The organism is Natrinema amylolyticum (genome assembly GCF_020515625.1).
Taxonomy (GTDB): domain Archaea; phylum Halobacteriota; class Halobacteria; order Halobacteriales; family Natrialbaceae; genus Natrinema; species Natrinema amylolyticum.
The window spans coordinates 20,652-37,409 of sequence record NZ_JAIWPJ010000003.1 but is presented as its reverse complement, the minus strand read 5'-3'; the positions used below and the strand labels follow the sequence as shown (position 1 = coordinate 37,409).

Annotated in this window: 21 protein-coding genes; 12 read left to right on the top strand and 9 right to left on the bottom strand. The window is 64.3% G+C overall.

Features of this window, described 5'->3' with window-relative positions:
• The first annotated feature begins 77 nt into the window (after window positions 1-77).
• The 4 genes from LDH66_RS15865 to LDH66_RS15850 all read left to right on the top strand — a co-directional run bounded on the left by LDH66_RS15865 (window position 78) and on the right by LDH66_RS15850 (window position 3,399).
• Window positions 78-890: a CPBP family intramembrane glutamic endopeptidase gene (locus LDH66_RS15865; RefSeq protein WP_226482066.1), complete on the top strand. Its 813-nt coding sequence runs from the start codon at window positions 78-80 to the stop codon at window positions 888-890.
• Window positions 891-946: 56 nt separating this feature from the next.
• Window positions 947-1,468 carry a Holliday junction resolvase Hjc gene (gene hjc / locus LDH66_RS15860; protein ID WP_226482065.1) on the top strand — a complete coding sequence of 174 codons (522 nt, stop codon included), beginning with the start codon at window positions 947-949 and terminating at the stop codon, window positions 1,466-1,468.
• Between the two features lie 112 nt (window positions 1,469-1,580).
• On the top strand, window positions 1,581-3,116 hold the full coding sequence (locus tag LDH66_RS15855; RefSeq protein WP_226482064.1) for a M48 family metalloprotease: 1,536 nt from the start codon (window positions 1,581-1,583) through the stop codon (window positions 3,114-3,116).
• A gap of 112 nt (window positions 3,117-3,228) precedes the next feature.
• Entirely contained in the window at window positions 3,229-3,399 is a 171-nt protein-coding gene (locus LDH66_RS15850; RefSeq protein ID WP_226482063.1) for a hypothetical protein, read from the top strand.
• Between the two features lie 38 nt (window positions 3,400-3,437).
• Here LDH66_RS15850 and LDH66_RS15845 read toward each other — a convergent pair whose 3' ends face one another.
• On the bottom strand, window positions 3,438-4,070 hold the full coding sequence (locus LDH66_RS15845) for an SWIM zinc finger family protein (protein ID WP_226482062.1): 633 nt from the start codon (window positions 4,068-4,070) through the stop codon (window positions 3,438-3,440).
• A gap of 195 nt (window positions 4,071-4,265) precedes the next feature.
• Between LDH66_RS15845 and LDH66_RS15840 the strand changes: the two genes are divergently transcribed.
• On the top strand, window positions 4,266-4,538 hold the full coding sequence (locus tag LDH66_RS15840) for a DUF7472 family protein (protein ID WP_226482061.1): 273 nt from the start codon (window positions 4,266-4,268) through the stop codon (window positions 4,536-4,538).
• Window positions 4,539-4,580: 42 nt separating this feature from the next.
• The gene (locus tag LDH66_RS15835) at window positions 4,581-4,967 is read left to right on the top strand and encodes a hypothetical protein (RefSeq protein ID WP_226482060.1); all 387 of its coding nucleotides are present in this window, start codon (window positions 4,581-4,583) and stop codon (window positions 4,965-4,967) included.
• A 48-nt stretch (window positions 4,968-5,015) separates the two neighbouring features.
• Here LDH66_RS15835 and priL read toward each other — a convergent pair whose 3' ends face one another.
• Window positions 5,016-6,098, bottom strand: coding sequence for a DNA primase regulatory subunit PriL (gene priL / locus LDH66_RS15830; protein WP_226482059.1), 1,083 nt, complete (start codon window positions 6,096-6,098; stop codon window positions 5,016-5,018).
• Window positions 6,099-6,319: 221 nt separating this feature from the next.
• Here priL and LDH66_RS15825 point away from each other — a divergent pair, with 221 nt between their 5' ends.
• Complete coding sequence (locus LDH66_RS15825) at window positions 6,320-7,189, top strand: alpha/beta fold hydrolase (RefSeq protein ID WP_226482058.1); 870 nt, start codon at window positions 6,320-6,322, stop codon at window positions 7,187-7,189.
• A 62-nt stretch (window positions 7,190-7,251) separates the two neighbouring features.
• On the opposite strand, the gene LDH66_RS15820 is transcribed toward LDH66_RS15825, so the two are convergent.
• Both LDH66_RS15820 and LDH66_RS15815 read right to left on the bottom strand, forming a co-directional pair.
• Window positions 7,252-7,572 (bottom strand): HalOD1 output domain-containing protein, encoded by a 321-nt coding sequence (locus LDH66_RS15820; protein WP_226482057.1) that lies wholly within the window; start codon window positions 7,570-7,572, stop codon window positions 7,252-7,254.
• 78 nt (window positions 7,573-7,650) lie between these two features.
• Entirely contained in the window at window positions 7,651-8,394 is a 744-nt protein-coding gene (locus LDH66_RS15815) for a DNA polymerase sliding clamp (protein ID WP_226482618.1), read from the bottom strand.
• 361 nt (window positions 8,395-8,755) lie between these two features.
• Between LDH66_RS15815 and LDH66_RS15810 the strand changes: the two genes are divergently transcribed.
• Window positions 8,756-9,529: a 23S rRNA (uridine(2552)-2'-O)-methyltransferase gene (locus LDH66_RS15810; protein WP_226482056.1), complete on the top strand. Its 774-nt coding sequence runs from the start codon at window positions 8,756-8,758 to the stop codon at window positions 9,527-9,529.
• Window positions 9,530-9,537: 8 nt separating this feature from the next.
• Here the strand turns inward: LDH66_RS15810 and LDH66_RS15805 are convergent, their stop codons facing one another.
• The 4 genes from LDH66_RS15805 to LDH66_RS15790 all read right to left on the bottom strand — a co-directional run bounded on the left by LDH66_RS15805 (window position 9,538) and on the right by LDH66_RS15790 (window position 11,507).
• The gene (locus tag LDH66_RS15805; RefSeq protein ID WP_226482055.1) at window positions 9,538-9,714 is read right to left on the bottom strand and encodes a ribbon-helix-helix domain-containing protein; all 177 of its coding nucleotides are present in this window, start codon (window positions 9,712-9,714) and stop codon (window positions 9,538-9,540) included.
• Between the two features lie 262 nt (window positions 9,715-9,976).
• On the bottom strand, window positions 9,977-10,390 hold the full coding sequence (locus LDH66_RS15800; RefSeq protein WP_226482054.1) for a DUF7344 domain-containing protein: 414 nt from the start codon (window positions 10,388-10,390) through the stop codon (window positions 9,977-9,979).
• A complete protein-coding gene (locus tag LDH66_RS15795; RefSeq protein ID WP_226482053.1) occupies window positions 10,387-10,740 on the bottom strand; it encodes a DUF7344 domain-containing protein in 354 nt (117 codons plus the stop codon). The genes LDH66_RS15800 and LDH66_RS15795 overlap by 4 nt, the downstream gene beginning before the upstream one ends.
• Window positions 10,741-10,850: 110 nt before the next feature.
• Complete coding sequence (locus tag LDH66_RS15790; RefSeq protein WP_226482052.1) at window positions 10,851-11,507, bottom strand: helix-turn-helix domain-containing protein; 657 nt, start codon at window positions 11,505-11,507, stop codon at window positions 10,851-10,853.
• Window positions 11,508-11,697: 190 nt separating this feature from the next.
• On the opposite strand from LDH66_RS15790, the gene LDH66_RS15785 reads away from it, so the two are divergent.
• From LDH66_RS15785 to LDH66_RS15775, 3 genes are all read left to right on the top strand, one after another.
• Complete coding sequence (locus tag LDH66_RS15785) at window positions 11,698-12,339, top strand: helix-turn-helix domain-containing protein (RefSeq protein ID WP_226482051.1); 642 nt, start codon at window positions 11,698-11,700, stop codon at window positions 12,337-12,339.
• Window positions 12,340-12,431: 92 nt separating this feature from the next.
• Window positions 12,432-12,785, top strand: coding sequence for a HalOD1 output domain-containing protein (locus LDH66_RS15780; RefSeq protein ID WP_226482050.1), 354 nt, complete (start codon window positions 12,432-12,434; stop codon window positions 12,783-12,785).
• A complete protein-coding gene (locus LDH66_RS15775) occupies window positions 12,782-12,985 on the top strand; it encodes a hypothetical protein (protein ID WP_226482049.1) in 204 nt (67 codons plus the stop codon). The genes LDH66_RS15780 and LDH66_RS15775 overlap by 4 nt, the downstream gene beginning before the upstream one ends.
• A gap of 279 nt (window positions 12,986-13,264) precedes the next feature.
• On the opposite strand, the gene LDH66_RS15770 is transcribed toward LDH66_RS15775, so the two are convergent.
• Window positions 13,265-15,592 carry a twin-arginine translocase subunit TatC gene (locus LDH66_RS15770; protein WP_226482048.1) on the bottom strand — a complete coding sequence of 776 codons (2,328 nt, stop codon included), beginning with the start codon at window positions 15,590-15,592 and terminating at the stop codon, window positions 13,265-13,267.
• Window positions 15,593-15,734: 142 nt separating this feature from the next.
• Between LDH66_RS15770 and tatC the strand changes: the two genes are divergently transcribed.
• The gene (gene tatC, locus LDH66_RS15765) at window positions 15,735-16,703 is read left to right on the top strand and encodes a twin-arginine translocase subunit TatC (protein ID WP_226482047.1); all 969 of its coding nucleotides are present in this window, start codon (window positions 15,735-15,737) and stop codon (window positions 16,701-16,703) included.
• Window positions 16,704-16,758: the final 55 nt, after the last annotated feature.

Sequence of the window (16,758 nt, the reverse complement as noted above, 5' to 3'; positions counted from 1 at the left end):
CGAAACGGGGACTCGCCGTCGGCCGACCCGTTTCGGGGAGAGGAACGCCCAAGAGGCCGGTGGTCGTAGCCCCGTTCATGGAAACAGCAGACCGGCAGCGTCAGGACGGGCCGCTCCGATCGACACTTGTCGCCGTCGGGCTGACGGCCTTCGGCCTCCTCGCCGCGAATTTGGCCACGCTCCCGGCCTTCGCGCTCGATCCGTCGCTGATCGAGTCGCCGGCGGACGCGTCGATCACTGCCCGAACGGTGTTCATGATCCTGAACTTCCTCGGGTTCGCCCTCGCCGGCGGGCTCTATCTCGCCGTGACCGATCGCGGTTGGTCGTACGTCGACCTGCGGGCCCCGACGAAACGGGGCTGGGCGTACGTCCTCGGCGGTATCGTCGGCATCATCGCGTTCTACATCCTCGTCAACGTCGTCGTCCAGACGCTCTCCCTGCCGTCCGCGGACAATCAGGTCATGTCGCTCATCGATAACGACCCGCAGATGGTGCTGATCATGATCGGCATCGTCTTCTTCTTCAACGCGCCAGCCGAGGAGTTCCTTTTCCGGAATGTCGTCCAGAAGCGGCTCTACGACGCCTTCAGCCGGTCGAGTGCGATCATCATCGCCAGTGCGATCTTCGCGCTCGTCCACCTGCTGTCCTACGCCCTGCTGTCCGGGTCACTGCTCGCAACCGTGGTCCCCATCGTCGTCGTCTTCGGCGGCGCGATCATCTTCGGCTACCTCTACGCCGAAACGGACAACCTCTTCGTTCCGATCGCCGCCCACGCCGCGTTCAACGCCCTCCAGTTCGGGCTGCTCTACATCGCCCTTCAGTACGACATCCAGGAACCGGAGGCCGCTACGTCGCTGCTCGTCGAGTTCCTCGCGACTGCCTTCCCGTAATCGCCCACCGGGATCGGGTCCGATTCTTTAATATCGCCGGACAGTGAGGGAGTGGTATGTCCCAGGCGAAGGGTGACCGTCGCGAGCGGGAACTCGTCAACGAACTCGACGAGGCCGGCTTCGCGGTGATGCGTGCGCCCGCCAGCGGCTCCGCGACCGAGCGGGAACTCCCCGACGTGCTCGCCGGCGACGGCGAGCAGTTCTACGCGATCGAGGCGAAATCGAGTTCGGGCGATCCGATCTATCTCACCGGCGAGGAAGTCGAGGCGCTGACGTTCTTCGCCCGGAACTTCGGCGCGAAACCCCGCATCGGCGTCCGCTTCGACCGCGAGGACTGGTACTTCTTCCATCCCGGCGACCTCTACGTCACCGACGGCGGCAACTACCGCGTCAAGAAGGAGACGGCGCTGGCGGAGGGAACCGACTTCCCCGAGTTCACCGGCCAGTCCGAGAAGGTCACGCTCGAAGAGGTCGGCGACGACGACCGCAACGGTCCGGACGAAGAGATCGTTCGAGTCCTGAACGCGGTCGAACAGGGCGTCATGGACGTCGACGAAGCCGCGGGCCTGCTCGAGTGACCGCGCGACGCGGCCCTGAGCTGAGTGACAGAACCCATTTCGTCCGCGCTCGAGCGCCTCGTTCCCGTCACCTAATCGGTTAATTTATTGGCTGTAGTTGGAAGTCCTACGTATGTCGACGGAAACCGGATGGGGAGCACCGGTCGTCAGCGCCGTTTCGGTCGTGGCGTACGCGCTCGCGATGATCGGGGTGGCTGTGGCCTGCTGGATCGGGATTTTTCTCCTGTGGGGCGTCGCGATCGGTCCCGATTCCGCGCTGGCCGCGGCGACCGCGATCGCCGCCTGTCCCGCACTCGCGCTCGGCTATGTCGCCGTCTCGATGGATGGGAACCCCACGCTGGCGATGGCCGCCTACGTGGTCTGCCTCGCGGGTGCGACGGCTACCTTCCTCGCGGCCGTCTGGGCGACGGTGTTCCTGTTCACCGTGATTCCGCTCGGGTTCGACGCTGCGGCGACCGTGGCGGGGCTCGTCACGCTCGCACTGGCGGCCACCGCCGCGGCGGTCTCGGTGGGAGCGCTCACTGCGGTCGGGGAGGCGACGGACTGGACGCTCGCGTTCCGAATGGCCGTCGCGATACTCCTGCTCGTCCTCATCACGATCGGCTTCCTCGCCGCGATCTGGCTCGTCGCGTTCGTCCTGTCGTCCCTCTTCGTCGGACCGATCCTCGGGGTGTACGCGGCCGGCGGGATCACCGTCCTCGCGACGGCCGTCCTCGGTTACCATGAGTACACACAGGTCGCGTCCATCGAGCAGCGGGCGGACGCGACGCCGACGACCGCCGACGACCTGCCCGGAATCCACGCGACGACGACGAAGGTCGCCGCCCAACTCGGCGTCCCGATGCCGACGATCGCCATCTCCGAAACGCACGCCCCCGAGGCGATGGTCGTCGGATTCCGACCGAGCGAGATGCACCTCATCCTCTCCTACGGTGCCGTCACGGCGCTCACCGACGCCCAACTCGAGGCGGTCATCGCTCACGAACTCGCCCACGTGGCGAACAGGGACGCGATGGTGATGACGGCCGTCTCGGCGCCCGTCGTGCTCGCCGACGGCCTGCGAGCGCGGGTCCGCGACGACGTGTGGCTCCACGGCGGCCGGGAGCGAGACGACGAGGAATGGGAGCCGCCCGCGGAGAGACCTGATCCGGACGAGGAATGGGGCGACGACGAGATTTTCGGGCCGAACGACGAGTGGCGGACGATGACACAGCCGTCGAAGTCAGACGATGACGACGCGAACGAGAGCGACGGCTGGCTCATCAGTCTGGTCCTCTTCGTCGTCGCGACCGTCGCATGGGTCGTCAGCCGGGCGATCACCGCCGTCCTCTCGCGAGCCAGGGAGACGGCCGCCGATCGCACCGCTGTCGAGGTGACCGGGTCGCCGGCCACCCTCGCCGGCGCGCTGCGGGCGCTCGACGACCGCATTACGCAGACGCCGACCCGGGATCTGCGCGAGGTCGCGAGCGTCTCCTCGCTGTCGATCCTGCCACTCGAGCCGATGGCGACCGACCCGGGCGACCCCGATTCGATCTTCGGCAGGGCTCGGAACCGGCTCCACCGGCTTCGCGTCCGGCTGTTCCGATCTCACCCGCCGACCGAGCGACGCCTCGCCGACCTCGAGACCCTCGAGCGGGAGCGCCGCTGACCGGTCGATCGACGGTGGCGAGTCGGAATCCCTCGAGAGGACCTGTCTCGGCTTCCGATTGGGCTCGCGCTCGAAGACAATACTTACCTTACATATTCCATTCCGACACCGTATGGACGAATCCGCGATCGTCGCCCGCCTGAATCTCATCATCGCGCTCCTGGCGGTCATCATCGTGATACTGGTCTGGCCGATCCTGCCGACGCTGCTGTTCTACGCGTTCCTCGTCCTCTTTTTCGGCCCGCTCGCCGTGCTGATCTGGGTATGGATACGGTCAGTCTAAATACGGTGACGAAGTGCTCGCAGTGGGAGTGCCGACGATCACGCCGAGTCGGTGACTCGTCGCAGCCGCGTCCGCGGGAAGACGTAAACCTTCAGCGACGAGGGGACGACGCCGTTCCTGGCCACGGTGGCGTGATGGTAGACCGCGCCGACGACGGGCACGTCGGGATCGTAGTCCTCGTTCGTCCCGTACTCGGCGACGGTACAGTCGGCCGCCTCGAGTTCGACGGCGTCGGCCCGCAGTTCCGAGACGTCGACCACGGTGAGGCGGTCGCCTGTCTCGCGGTCGACGACGGTGTCGCCCGGGACGATCGCGTGCTCGTCGCAGTAGAACGGCGCGGTCGCGTCCTCGTCGACGAAGATCGCCTCGTCGCAGTCGTGACACGCGACGGCGACCTCGCCCGGTGGCGGGGTCCGTCCTTCCGTGATCTCGATCGCGACCCGCCGAACGTGCTTACAGCGGGCCTCGCGGAAGACGTGATCCGGACAGGTACACCTGCCCGCCTCGAGATCGACGAGGTAGGTGTGGTCGCTCGCGGACTCGACCTCGTAGAGGCCGTCGCCCAGCGGAAGCACCGACATCGGCTCGGTGCGCGCCCGGCGTGATCGCTTCGTGAGGTGGTCCGGAGACGGTACTGGCAGCGGTGCTTTCGGTGACGCTGTTGTTTTCATCGGTGCGTCGAAGGGGAAATTCGCTAATCGGCTGGCTATTCGACATTGGTAGGTGACCGAGGGCAATAACGCCCTCGCCTGCAGACGCAAGTAGACCGTTTAACGGCGGCAATCACTGTGACACGATCGGTTCCGGCCGCCGCTCGAGGCCCCCTTCGAAGCGCTTTTCACCGGGCCGAAGAAAGCGATCAGTCAATGGTCGAACGCGAACAGGTCATCGAAATCGTCGCGGCCGTCGGTGCCGTCGCCATGATGCTGGCGGCCATGGTCGCCATCGGATCCTCCTACGGAGCCGAGAACAGCACGCTCTCGCCCGAAGGTGGGCAGATGCTCGTCGGCGTGATCGTCGGCTTTATCCTCCTGATGGTCGTGGTCGGGATCGGGCTGGCCTACACCCTGAACGAGTCCGAGGACGACCTCGAGACGAACGACGACGACGACAACGGAGACGCCCAGGGAACGTTCTGAGACCGTCGGTACGCTTTTCTAATTGGGAAGTTGACATTCGGTATGGAGCGTTCCCACGACACTTCGACGCGACGATATCGATCCCGACTCGGCCGAGTCGCCACCATTGTCACGGTCGTGTTGCTCGGTTCGTCACTGTTCGTGCGATCGACATCGATCGTCGACCCGGTCACCGTCATCGGCGGGTTGATCGTCTTCTCGGCGCTCGCGATCGGCCTCGAGTGGCGACGAGCCGCGACCGACGATCCGTCGTCCGCTGACGAGTCCGATGACGAGGATCGCTCGAACGTCTGGGACGCGATTCCGCCGTGGCAGTACGGGGGCCGTCACGTCGAGTCCGGCGGTATCGCCCGCGGCGAACAGGAACGGGCGCTGCGGGACATTCAACGACGAGCCGACGAACTATCCGAGGAGTCTCCCCAGGAGTGACCGATCGGTGCCGTGTCCGATTCGACCGCGAACGGACCGTTCGCGTGCTCAGTCGCCGCTCGCTGACTGGCCGTCGTCATCGCTCTCTCGCCAGTCTTCTAGTTCCTCGTCGTCGGCGTCGTCGATCCGCTGCTCGTAGTACGCCATCGGGTGGGGAATGCGCTCACAGAGGTCGTCCTTGTTCACGCAGTCGCCGTAGGATTGCATGGTCGCACAGGAGGGCGCGGAGTACTCCGTCGGCGAACTGTCCCCGCGGATATGATCCGTCTGATAGCGGGTCATCTCCTCGCCGAACGACGAGTTGACCCGGTAGAGGTCGACGATCTCGTCGGTAGTCATGCCGATGCTCGTCAGGAAGGCGGTGATCGCGAAGCGAGAGTGATGGGGGAGGTGTTCGCCTTTCTGAATCTGGTCGAGCAGCGCCGTCATACACGGCGGGAAGAGATCCGGAACGACGGTGTCGATGTCCTGGGTCATATCGAGATCGGCCAGTACCTCGCGGATCTCGTCGGCGTCGTCCTCAAGCGCGGTCGCGATGGCCTCGGGGACCTCGAACGGAAGCCCGTCCTCGATACGGCCCCGAATCGCCTCTCGCAGGAGCGTGAGGAGTTCGTCCTCGTCGACCGGCACTTCGCCCGCCTCCAACGGCTGATTAACGAGCCGCCACTCGTCGTCCCACAGGTCTTCGGCCAGCGGCAGGTAGGTGCCGACGTCGATCCGATACTCGTCTCCCGTTTCGCGGACGTCGTCTCCCAGGTCGAACTCGGTGAGCAGGTCCTCGAGCGCCAGCCCCGTCGTCTCGACGCTCTTCAGTTCGGTGGTGTCGGTCATGTCCGCGGTGAACCGCTCGTAGGCCGTCGCGGCCTCGGCGCGGGCGTACTTGCGGACGAGCACGCGTTCGCCGACCATCGAGACGAGCACCCGGGCGACCGGGTAGGAGAGCAACTCGATGCGGGCGTCACGGTGTTGGTCTCCGGTCTCACCGCCCTCGAGCGCGGTAATCACTCGCTGGCGCGCGCGGTCGACGACTGCCCGGTCCTGCTCGACGACCGTCGCTAAATCGACCGCCTCCGTCGCGACGGACTCGCGGGCCGCCTCGAGAAACGGGTACCGGGCGTGGAGTCGCTGCATCGGTAAGACGATTTTACTCCGGCGGGATAAACGCGCTGATTATCCCAATCGTCTTTTATCAGCGGCGTCCGGTCCACCGATCCGATATCGAAATCGGTCGTCGCCGTCACCGCCGGCTCCCGGCCGCCGCGACGGGGGTAAAATCGTATTACCGACGATCGGGGACCGCTTCGACTGTCGCGAGGATCGATTTCAAGGGCGTTCGACACGTCATCCGGAGTATGCCACAGGCGACGAGAGACGGCGTGTCGATCTACTACGAGTACGAACGCAGCGACGGTGACGGTCGGTCGCCCGTCGTCTTCGTGCAGGGACTCGGATTCGGGCGGTGGATGTGGCGCTGGCAACGCGAGGCCGTCGCCGACGAGTACGACGTCGTCGCCCCCGATAACCGGGGCACCGGCCGCTCGGACACCGGCCTCCCGCCGCTCGTTCCGCGGCTTCCCGGGACGCTCCGCGGTCTGGTCCTCCTCAAATTGGCCGGCTACTCGATCGGCGGGCTGGCGGCCGATCTCGAGGCCGTCCTCGACGACGCGGGGATCTACGACGCCCACGTCGTCGGCGCGAGCATGGGCGGGATGATCGCCCAGCGCTACGCGATCGAGTACTCCCGGGCGAAGTCGCTGACGCTCTTCTGTACGAGCCACGGCGGCCCCGACGCGGCACCGGTGCCCGACGAGACCCAAGAACACATGTTCGACACGCCCGACGGGGCCAGCGAGCGAGAGACGCTCCGCCACCGGATGCGGCCCGCGTTCAACGAGCGGTTCACCAACCGGAACCCGCACCTGATCGACCGGATCCTCGAGTGGCGACTCGAGCAGGACGCCGACGACCCCGCCCGCGAGGCCCAGGCCGCTGCCGTCCAGAACTTCGACGTCAGCGACCGCCTCGACGGGCTTCGGGTGCCGACGCTGATCCTCCACGGAACGGCCGATCAGGTCGTCCCCGTCGAGAACGCGCGGCTGCTCGAGGAGAAGATCGCGGACAGTCGCCTCGAACTCGTCGAGGGCGGCTCGCACCTCTTCTTCATCGAGGACGCCGATCGGGTGAACGAGACGCTGCTCGAGTTTCTCGAGGAGCGGGACTAGAAGGCGAGTCCGTCGGCGGCTCGACCCGGCGCAGACCGACTCGAGTGCGATTCCGTTCGCGCTCAACTGGCGACGGTCGCGTTCCGGATCCGGATCTCGCCGTCAGTTCTGACACCGACGTCGAACCCTTCGTAGGTGAACCACACCCGGTGGGTGCCGGCGTCGGCGGCCCGCTGGGCGTGCTCGACGAACGAGTCGAGCGCGTCCGGATCGACGACCTCGTACAGCGGCGGGAGCTCGGCCGGCTCCGATTCGCACAGCGTCGCGACGGCGGTGACGACGGCCTCGCTCGGCCGGTCGTCGTCGGGATCGAACGTCGAAACGAACCCGGCGTCTCCTGGCTCTGACTCCGACTCGTCCGTCGAATCGTTCGGGGAGGGCATGAGGTGGCATACGACGAGTCGCCGGGTAGCCACTCACCTTCCTATATCGTATTTTTAAATAGTCGCCGACGCTGACCGCTACTCGCTCTGGATGCGCGGTGCGAGCATGTAGGTGACCTGTCCCTGTCCCTCCGCGAAGCCGAAGTAGATCTTGACGGGGAACTCCTCGCCGAGATCGAGGGTGACCTCGGTGTCTTTCGGAATCGCCTTGTTCATGTCCTTGAGATAGTCGAGCGAGAACAGCGAGTGAGCGGGACCGATCTGGATATCGATCAGATCCTCTTGGGTGAGCTCGAGGTGGACGTCGTCGGTGTCGCCCTCCGCGTCGACGTAGAAGTACTCCTCCGTCTCGTCGACGCCGAGCGCGATGTGATCGGAGACCATGTCGGCCGCGGTCACCGAGCGGTTGACGTCGTTCCCCTCGAGGACGACCTCTGCGGGCAGATCGAGATCCGGAATATCGGGTTCCTGGCGGATCGAGTCGGGATCGATGAGCGCGAGCGTGTACTCGAGCCCGTCGATCTGGATGTGGAGCTTGCGGGTCTCCTCGTCGAGCTCGAGCTGGATGAGCTGGCCGGAGTCGGCCATGCCCGCGATATCCTCGAGCCGCGAGAGGTCGACACCGATCAGCCCGCCGTCCGCTTCGTAGGACTCGAAGGCAGCCGCATCGAGCGAGAGGTCGACCATCCCGACGTTCGCGGGGTCGACGGCCCGGATCTCCAGCCCGTCTTCCTCGAGGTGGATCTTGCACTCGTCGACCAGAACGCTCACCGAATCGAGCGCGCTGGTGAGCGTTTCGGCGCTCACGATGGCCTTGAACATATAGCTCGGCGTACGGACGGTTGCCATAAAAAGCCACCCTTTACGCGCGACCGGGGACTCGCGGTCGGCAGATTGCGGGCCGTTTCGGTCGGTCGTTTGACAGCGGATCGGTTCCCCGTTACTACTCACTACTCTCCGCGCAACCGGATCTCCTCGTCGGTGATCTCGCCGATCGCGTCGGTCCGGAGCGGGTACCCGCTCTCGGTGTCGCGCCGCGAATCGTTTTCAGCAGGTCTTTCCGCTTCTGGTCCGTATCCGTGGTACGAATACGACGACCGTCCCGAGTGACGGAACCCGGTTCGGGTCGTCAGCGATCTCCGCTCGGAATCGCGAGAGACCGCGACCACGTGAGGAACGACTCATGGCAAAAGATCACTACTACAACAAGGCGAAACAGGAAGGCTACCGCTCTCGAGCGGCCTACAAACTCAAACAGCTCGACCAGCTCGAGAACGTCATCGATCGCGGCGACACGGTCGTCGACCTGGGCGCGGCCCCCGGCGGCTGGCTCGAGGTCGCCGCCGAGGAAGTCGGCTCGGACGGGAACGTCATCGGTGTCGACTTCCAGCGGATCAAGGAGTTCGACGACCACGACAACGTCGAGACGCTCCGCGGGGACATGACCGAAGACAAGACTCGCGATCGGGTCATCGACGCCGCCGGCGGCTCCGTCGACGTCGTGATCTCGGACATGGCACCCAACATGTCCGGCGAGTACTCGCTCGATCAGGCCCGCTCGCTGCACCTCGCGCGGCAGGCCTTCGAGACCGCCGTCGAACTCCTCGACAGCGGCGGCGACTTCGTCGTGAAGGTCTTCGAGGGCCCGGACGTCGACGACTTCCGGGCCGACGTCGAGGAGGAGTTCCAGTACGTCCGCGCGACCTCGCCGAAGGCCAGCCGCGACGAGTCCTCCGAAATCTACTTCATCGGGAAGGGACGGCTCACCGCCCCGGTGCGGTCGGGCGACGAACTCGAGGTCGAGATCGAAAGCGTCGGGAACGAGGGCGACGGTATGGCCTCAGTCGACGGCTACCGACTATTCGTCCCCGACACTGCAGAGGGCGAGACCGTCACCGTCCGCGTCGAGGACGTCAAACCGAACTTCGGGTTCGCCCAGCGGATCGACCGGGACTGACTGACCGACTACTCCTCCGTCTCGAGGCGGTCGTGACGTTTGTCGATCTCGTCTAAGATATCCAGATTCTTCCGGATCGACGAGCGGATCGCGTCGCTGCGGTTGACGAACTTGCCGTCCTCACCGACGTGATCGTCCAGATCGTCGAGGAGTTCCTGCGGGATTTCGACGCTGATCTTGGGCATCAGTCTAGGTAGTCGTTCGCACGTCCCCGACTTAAGAGGGTTGATCACACGGTTTCGATCAGGGCTGTCGCCTCGGGACGGTCCCCGAGTCGGCCGGGATACCAGCCAGGCGAACGACGGTTCACTCCGGACGGGTCGACTGATATGTGATAGTGCGTGCTGTCGGCGAGGAGCGACTATCGTGAGACCGTCACTCACCCGTGCCGCCAGCGCAGCGGAACACGCTCCGTTACCGCGCGCTTCGTTAGTCACCGATCCGTTCTCACTGTCCGAGCGTGACGACGGCGTCCGTCGCTGGACGATCGTCCCGTAACTCGTCTATCAGTTCGAGAACGGGCACCAGTTCGTCGAACCGAGGTCCTTTCGTGACGACGTGATCGTCTCTGTTCCACTCGATGAAGCGGTCGTCAGCGAGCTTTGGGATGTGAACGAGGTGCATACTGATGCGTTCCGTGTCGCCCGCGCTGTTCTCTCGAGTGGTGGACAGGTACTCGCGGAGGAACCCCCGGTTCGCTTCAGCGATTTCCTGAGAACTGTCGGACAACTCTGGAACGTCATATCGGCCGGATCCCAGTACTTCGACTAACAACTCGCGTCGCTGACCGTCGGCCAACGCCTCGAACGCTTCGTCGTTGCGCATCATCGAGCGGTCTTCACGTGTCAGTGTTCGCGTCATTCGCAGACACCGCGCGGCGTAATCAGTGCCCGCAGGTCCGTGTCCAGTCCGCCGGTCGCGGTCCGAACCTGACCGGTCTCGGTGTCGTACGCTATCAGTCCGGAATCCTCCAGCTTCGGGAGATGGATGTGGTGGAGTGCTGTGCGGACGCGCCGTCGCCGTTCGTCGTCCGGCACCTCTCCGTTTCGAAGCGCTTCGGCGACCCGGTCCGTGAGCGCGCTGACCGCTATCGCGTTTCCATCGGTACGGTCCAGCGATCGAAGCACGGCCCGGCGGTGTTCGCTGGTGATTGCCGAGAGAACGCTATCGGAAGGGATCGACGTCCGCTGTTCGGCTGTACTGTCCGTCATACGTGCTCTCCATTGACGACTCGTCCTCGTCCCTGTTTCCGGCTCATATTCACTGATTACTTTGCGAGCCCCGTGTGGATTCGCCTTGATACACAAGGGAACGAGACGCTTCAGACCGCTGATTCGGAGTGGACGAGCGTATACGTGACGAGCGACGCGATCGCACGACGGAGCCGTTCCGTCACGGCCTGATCCGAAATCCCGAGCTCGTCCGCGAGTTCCTTGGTCGTACAGTCTCTCGGGATGTCGTAGTATCCCATCTGTACGGCGAGCATGATCGCTTCGCGTTGGAGTTCGGTCAACCCGTACCACGGACCCGCGTCGGGTTTCGTCGGGTTGTACACGCGCCTCACCTCCAGTGAAATCTGCGCGTCCTCACAGTGTGTTTTGAACTCGCTGAGGGCGTCGTGATCGGGAAATCGCAACTCGAACTCCCACGTCTCGGGCGTTCCGACGGCACTCAAGAGCTGTCCCCCGCTCTCGCTGATCCCTTCGAAAAGGTGATCGTGGTTCGCGTCCCAGTCGAGGGTGACGAGCGTCCTGTCGTCGAACACGTCTACCTCCGCCGCGCTGGTGACGGCTGGGTGGCGTTGGACGGACTCGAGAAACGAGTCTCGCGTCGAGTTGTGGATCCAGAAGAGCGGAACGGTCGCCTCACCGATCGGGACGAGATTCTCGAGTTCGATGGATGTGATCCCCTCGACGTCGAGAATCCGTCCGAGTTCGAAATCCGCAGATGGTATCCGAAATTCTGCAATCACGCTCATTACTTGCTCTCGCTTCCTTGGTAGGCCACTTTCTGATAAAACGAGCCGGCATGGTCTACCATGCCCGTACGAAATCGGACGGGTGTCACTCTCTCTCACCCTTGCGCGGCGGCTTCGAGCGCGGGACGTGACCGTCGGTGCTTGGTACACCACCCACGCGGGTTATCGGCCTTCGCGGCGAACCGTCGGTATGGCCACCGTGATGGAGTTCACGAGTCCGGCGGACGAGTTTCCACTGGGGACGGTCTTCGAAACCCTCCCCGAGGTAACGATCAGGATGGAGCGACTCCTCCCGCAGGAGGACCTGATAATCCCGTATTTCTGGGTCCGCGGCGCGGCCGCCGAGGACATCGAAGCCGCGTTCGAAACCCACGCTGGACTGGCCACCACCAAACTCATCGACAGCGTCGACGAGGAGTATCTCATGCGTGCAGAGTGGGAACCGGAGTACTTCGGCATCTTGAGCGCCCTCGCCGAAACTAACGTCTCCGTGCTCTCCGGCGTCGGGACGAAAGACGGGTGGGACTTCGAAGTCCGCGGTGAGAGCCGCGAGGCGATCAGCGAGTTCCGCACCGAATGCCAAACGCACGAAATTCCCATCGAGATCACCGCAGTCCACCAGTTGCTCCCGATACAGGGTGACGACTACGAGCTGACTGACGCCCAGCGAGAAGCGCTGGTGTTGGCCTACGAACACGGCTATTTCGATTCGCCGCGCGAGGCCTCGCTCGAGGATATCGCCGCGGAGATCGGAATCACGCAGCAGTCGCTCTCGTCTCGGCTCAGACGCGGTCACCGGCGGCTCATCGGTGGGACGCTTATCAATCAGTAACCCCGAGAAAACTCTGTGGTAGTATTAAAACCTCCTGTATAATCAGTAGCCGTGTTAAACCGACGCAGACCGCTAGAGGAACATAGATATCTATGACTGCCAGTTTAGCAAGTTCCGAGTTAGAATCGCTGGAATTCGACCGGGAGTCGGGCACGTATCGCGCCCAGTACGATCGGGACGCGACCGCTGCGAGCATGGCCGTCATCGCCGCAGTGTCGAACGTTCTGAGCGTCGATCCGGTCGAACTGGACCCACTCCACTACACGGTCGATACCGATGCTCTCGACGAGCTAGTCCGACGTCGAGACACGCCGCACGGATCGGTCGACGTTTCGTTTACGATCGAAGGGTGCGAAATAACCGTATCCAGTAACGAGGTAGTGACGCTCTCCCCACCGGACTCCGAACGGGCAGCCAGCGAGACCGCCGGAATCACACGCCGATGACCTCCGGCGAGACGCCGCCCTCGTCCGAAGCGGAGTTACGTGCCGAACTGAAAGCGCTCCTTCGTCGTGCGTACGACAGCGATCTCGAGATCGAAGGCGGATGGGACTGTCGGAACGGAACCGACTACCCGGACTGGGACGTGATCGTTACCGAAGTACGAAAGAACGAGGAGTCGGAGATTCCGCCGACGAACGAGTGAGAGAGGACACGTGCCGCGTGTGAAACGGTTTCTCCGAGCGGTGATTGAGTCAGCGGCTTCTTCGGGCGGGATCAGGTGACGAAGCGTCCCCATCGCGGCAACAGGCAATCGCCACGTCCTCCCCAGCCGATTTCTCCTGAGAGGGGTCGAAGACCCGTCTGCTCACGGCGGCCATGAGGGTTGGCGGTCTGAGCGGGTAATCCCCTATACGAAGCAGCTGCAAGACTGAGCGAACGACGAAACGCCGGTGGAGGAGCAGTGAACGTGCGGTGAACACCGTCACTCCGTCGCGCTCGCACCGGTATCTTCGGCGTCCGGTGGAGCCGCCGAGCCGCCGCCACCGCCGAACAGCCGGCCGCCGCCGGTGAGGACGTAGAGGACGGCGAGGCCGAGCAGGTAGGTGAGCGAGATCGGGATCGCGAACATGAGCATCATGAGGATCCCCTTCGGGCTGAAGAAGGCGGCGACGACGAAGATGCCGACGACCAGCGGCCGCCAGCGCTCGAGCATCGAGCGGTAGCTGACGATGCCGCCGACGTGGAACAGCGCCATCGTGACGATGATGTTCAGCAGGAAGCCGATCCCGACGGTCGTGAAGATCACGAGCCAGAAGAAGCTCTTGATCCGGTAAGAGATGACCATCCCGTTGCTGATCGCGTCCGAGACCAGATACGAGATGATCGTCGGCGCGACCCAGAAGAAGCCGAAGTAGGTTCCGACGGCGAAGCCGGCCAGCAGGCCGCCGCCCCAGACGACGAACGTCCGACGGTCGCCGTAGACCAGCCCGCGCTCCTTGGCGGGCGGCCAGGCGTAGAACAGGATCACGGGTAACGTGGCGACGAGGCCGGCCAGGGCGCTCACCTTCGCCTCGAAGATGAGCACCTCGACCGGGTGCAAGGCGACGACGATGTCCATCGCCTCGATGAGTTCGGCGAGGCTCATCGTGCTCGGATCGGCGCCCTCCGCGACGACTTCCTCGAGCACGTGACGGGGAACCCGATCGAGGAAGAGCCTGAGGACGTCGCCGAGACCGCCCGAGTAGAGCCAGAAGAAGGTCCCGCCCATGACGACCATGAAGAGCCCGACGATGCGGAACACCTTCGAGGTGAGACTGTTGAAGATGAAGGCGATGTCGTAGGCGTAGCCGCCGATGTCGTCCTCGTCCGTCTCCTCCTCGGTGAACGGGTCGAGCATGCCGGCAGCGGTGCTCGCGAAGAGACTCTCGTCGTCTCCGTCTGCATCGGCCCCGCCCGCTGCAGCCGCGTCTCCCGAGGCCGCCGACTCGCCTTCGGACTCCATCTCCTGGATCGAATCGAAGCGGTCGAGGATCGCCTCGGCTTTCGCCCGGTCGTCGTCGTACATGGCCTGCCGGGAGTAGTCCAGGGCCTGTTCCTCGCTCATCGTCTGGAAGACCTGCGTCGACACGTCCTCGACGTCGTCGACCGTGAGCGTCTCGAAGTCGACGTCCTCGTGGGTGTCCGCCCGTCGGATGTCGTCCTGTCGCGGGTAGACGGGCTGCTGGAGCACGTGAATCGTGTAGCCCAGCAGGACGACGAAGCCGACGGCGGCGGCGACGAACAGGCCGACCGCGACCTCTCCGAGGAGGCCGTGTTCGATCGCTATCGTCTCGAGGCCGGTCGTTCCGCTGGGTCGCAGCCACGACGGGAACGTGGGATAGACCGACTCGCGGAGGTAGCCGAAGCCGCCCTGGTTGACGGCGGCGGTGATCCCGAGAGCGACGACGGCGAGGACGCCGCCGAACTGGAGGAGCCGACGCTTGACGTGGTCCGTCCCCGTCCCGGCGGATTTCGCCGCGCCGCGCCGTCGGACGTTGGTGACCACCTTGGCCAGCCCGAGGCTGAAGACGTAGAGGACGACCATCGGCATCGCCCACATGACCTGCGTGAACGGGTCCGGCGGCGAGAACAGGGCCCCGAAGACGACGATTCCGACGACGGCGTGTCGCCACTTGTCGCGGAACGTCTCGTAAGGGATGATCTCAGTGTAGGACAGCACGCCCATCAACAGCGGCAGCTGGGCGGCGAGTCCGAACGAGAGCGTCAGCAGCGCCATGAACTCGGTGAACTCGGTAATCCCGTAACTGGGTTTGACGCCGGCGCTGACGGCGTTCCCCGCGAGAAACCCGAAGGCGTACGGGAAGAAGATGCTGTACGCGTAGATGACGCCCGCCATGAACAACGACAGCGCCATCACGATGAACCCGGCAATGTACCCCTTCGAAACCGGGACGGCGCTGGTGTAGCCGCGGCGGCGAAGCGCTTTCCGAGAGAAGAAGAGCAGAGCCGGGAGCGCGACGATGATCCCCGCGATCATGCCGATTTTGGCCTGAAGCAGGATCACCTCGAACGGCGTCCGGGTAATGATATCGGTCGATCCAGCGATTTCCTGGCCCATCTGGGCCTTCGCAGTCGCCTCGAGGAAGTCCCAGACGACCACGCGCAGCGCGTAGAAGGAGCCGACGAAGCCCACGAGAAAGACGATGAACACCTTCTGAAGGTGCTGTTGGGCGCCCGAGAGTAGTGCGCCGATCGTCTCCCGGCCGGAATTGAGGGCCTTGGCAGTGTCCTCGTCGACGGCAGAACTCATTGGGTAGAGGGTAACTGACATCCAGTTATCAACCTTTCGAGTGGGTACGCGGTTCGAGGGCCGCTCGAGCGGCCGTCTCGCTTTTCGGCGGGGGGTCCGTAAGAAAAAGGCCTATAACCGGTGGCCTATCAATATCCTGTAGATGTCGGACGAGCCGGGCGACGACCGCGATGTCGAGGGCCCTCGAGAGTCGGGGGACGACCCTGACGAGCGACGGCCAGTCGCCGCCGACGCGTCCGACCCCGATTCGGGAGACGGACTGACCGAGGGTGACGACGCGGACGGACCCAGCCTCGAGACCGACGGCGAAGGCGTCGTCGGTGATCGGCACAACCCCGAGCCGACCTATCCCGACTCCGACGACGATATCGGCGGGATCTCGACGCCGCCGGACGACGAGGAGATGCCGCTGGCGGACCACATCGAGGAGATGGTCCTCCGACTGGCGGTCGTCCTCCTGTTCGGAGCCGGCGGGACGGCGATCGGCCTGCTGTGGGCCTCCCAGGCCATCGAGTTCGTCTGGTTCAACGTCTTCCCCTACGAGGTCAGCGAGGTGCCGCCGCCACACGTCTACCATCCGCTCGAGCTGTGGCTGACGCGGATCAAGATCTCCTCGCTGTTGGGGATCATGGTCGCGCTGCCGGCGTTCGTCTACGAGTGTTACCTGTTCATGCGGCCGGGACTGTACCCCAACGAGCGCAAGTACTACCTCGCGGCCGTGCCGACGAGCGTCGTGCTGGCGGCGGGCGGGATGGTGTTCTCGTACGTCCTCGTCCTGCCGATCCTCTTCGAGTACTTCACCTACTATGCCGAGGGCAGCGCGGAGATCGCGTACGCGCTCGGCGAGACGTTCGATCTGATCATCACGCTGACGGGCTTTCTCGCGATCGTCTTCCAGATTCCGCTGTTCATCATGCTGGCGATCATGATGGGCGTGACGACCCGCCGCTGGCTGGCCCAGAAGCGGCTGTACTTCTGGGCGGCCTTCGCCGGGCTCTCGTTCATGTTCACGATCGATCCGACGATGATGGCTCCCATCCTCGTCGCCGTCACGATGATCCTGCTGTTCGAGGGGACGTTGTTCGTCCTCAAGTGGGTCGGACGGGAGTAATCCCGCTCGAGTCCATCACTGTTCGCTCACCCGCCGTCTGACCGCGCTAATCAGT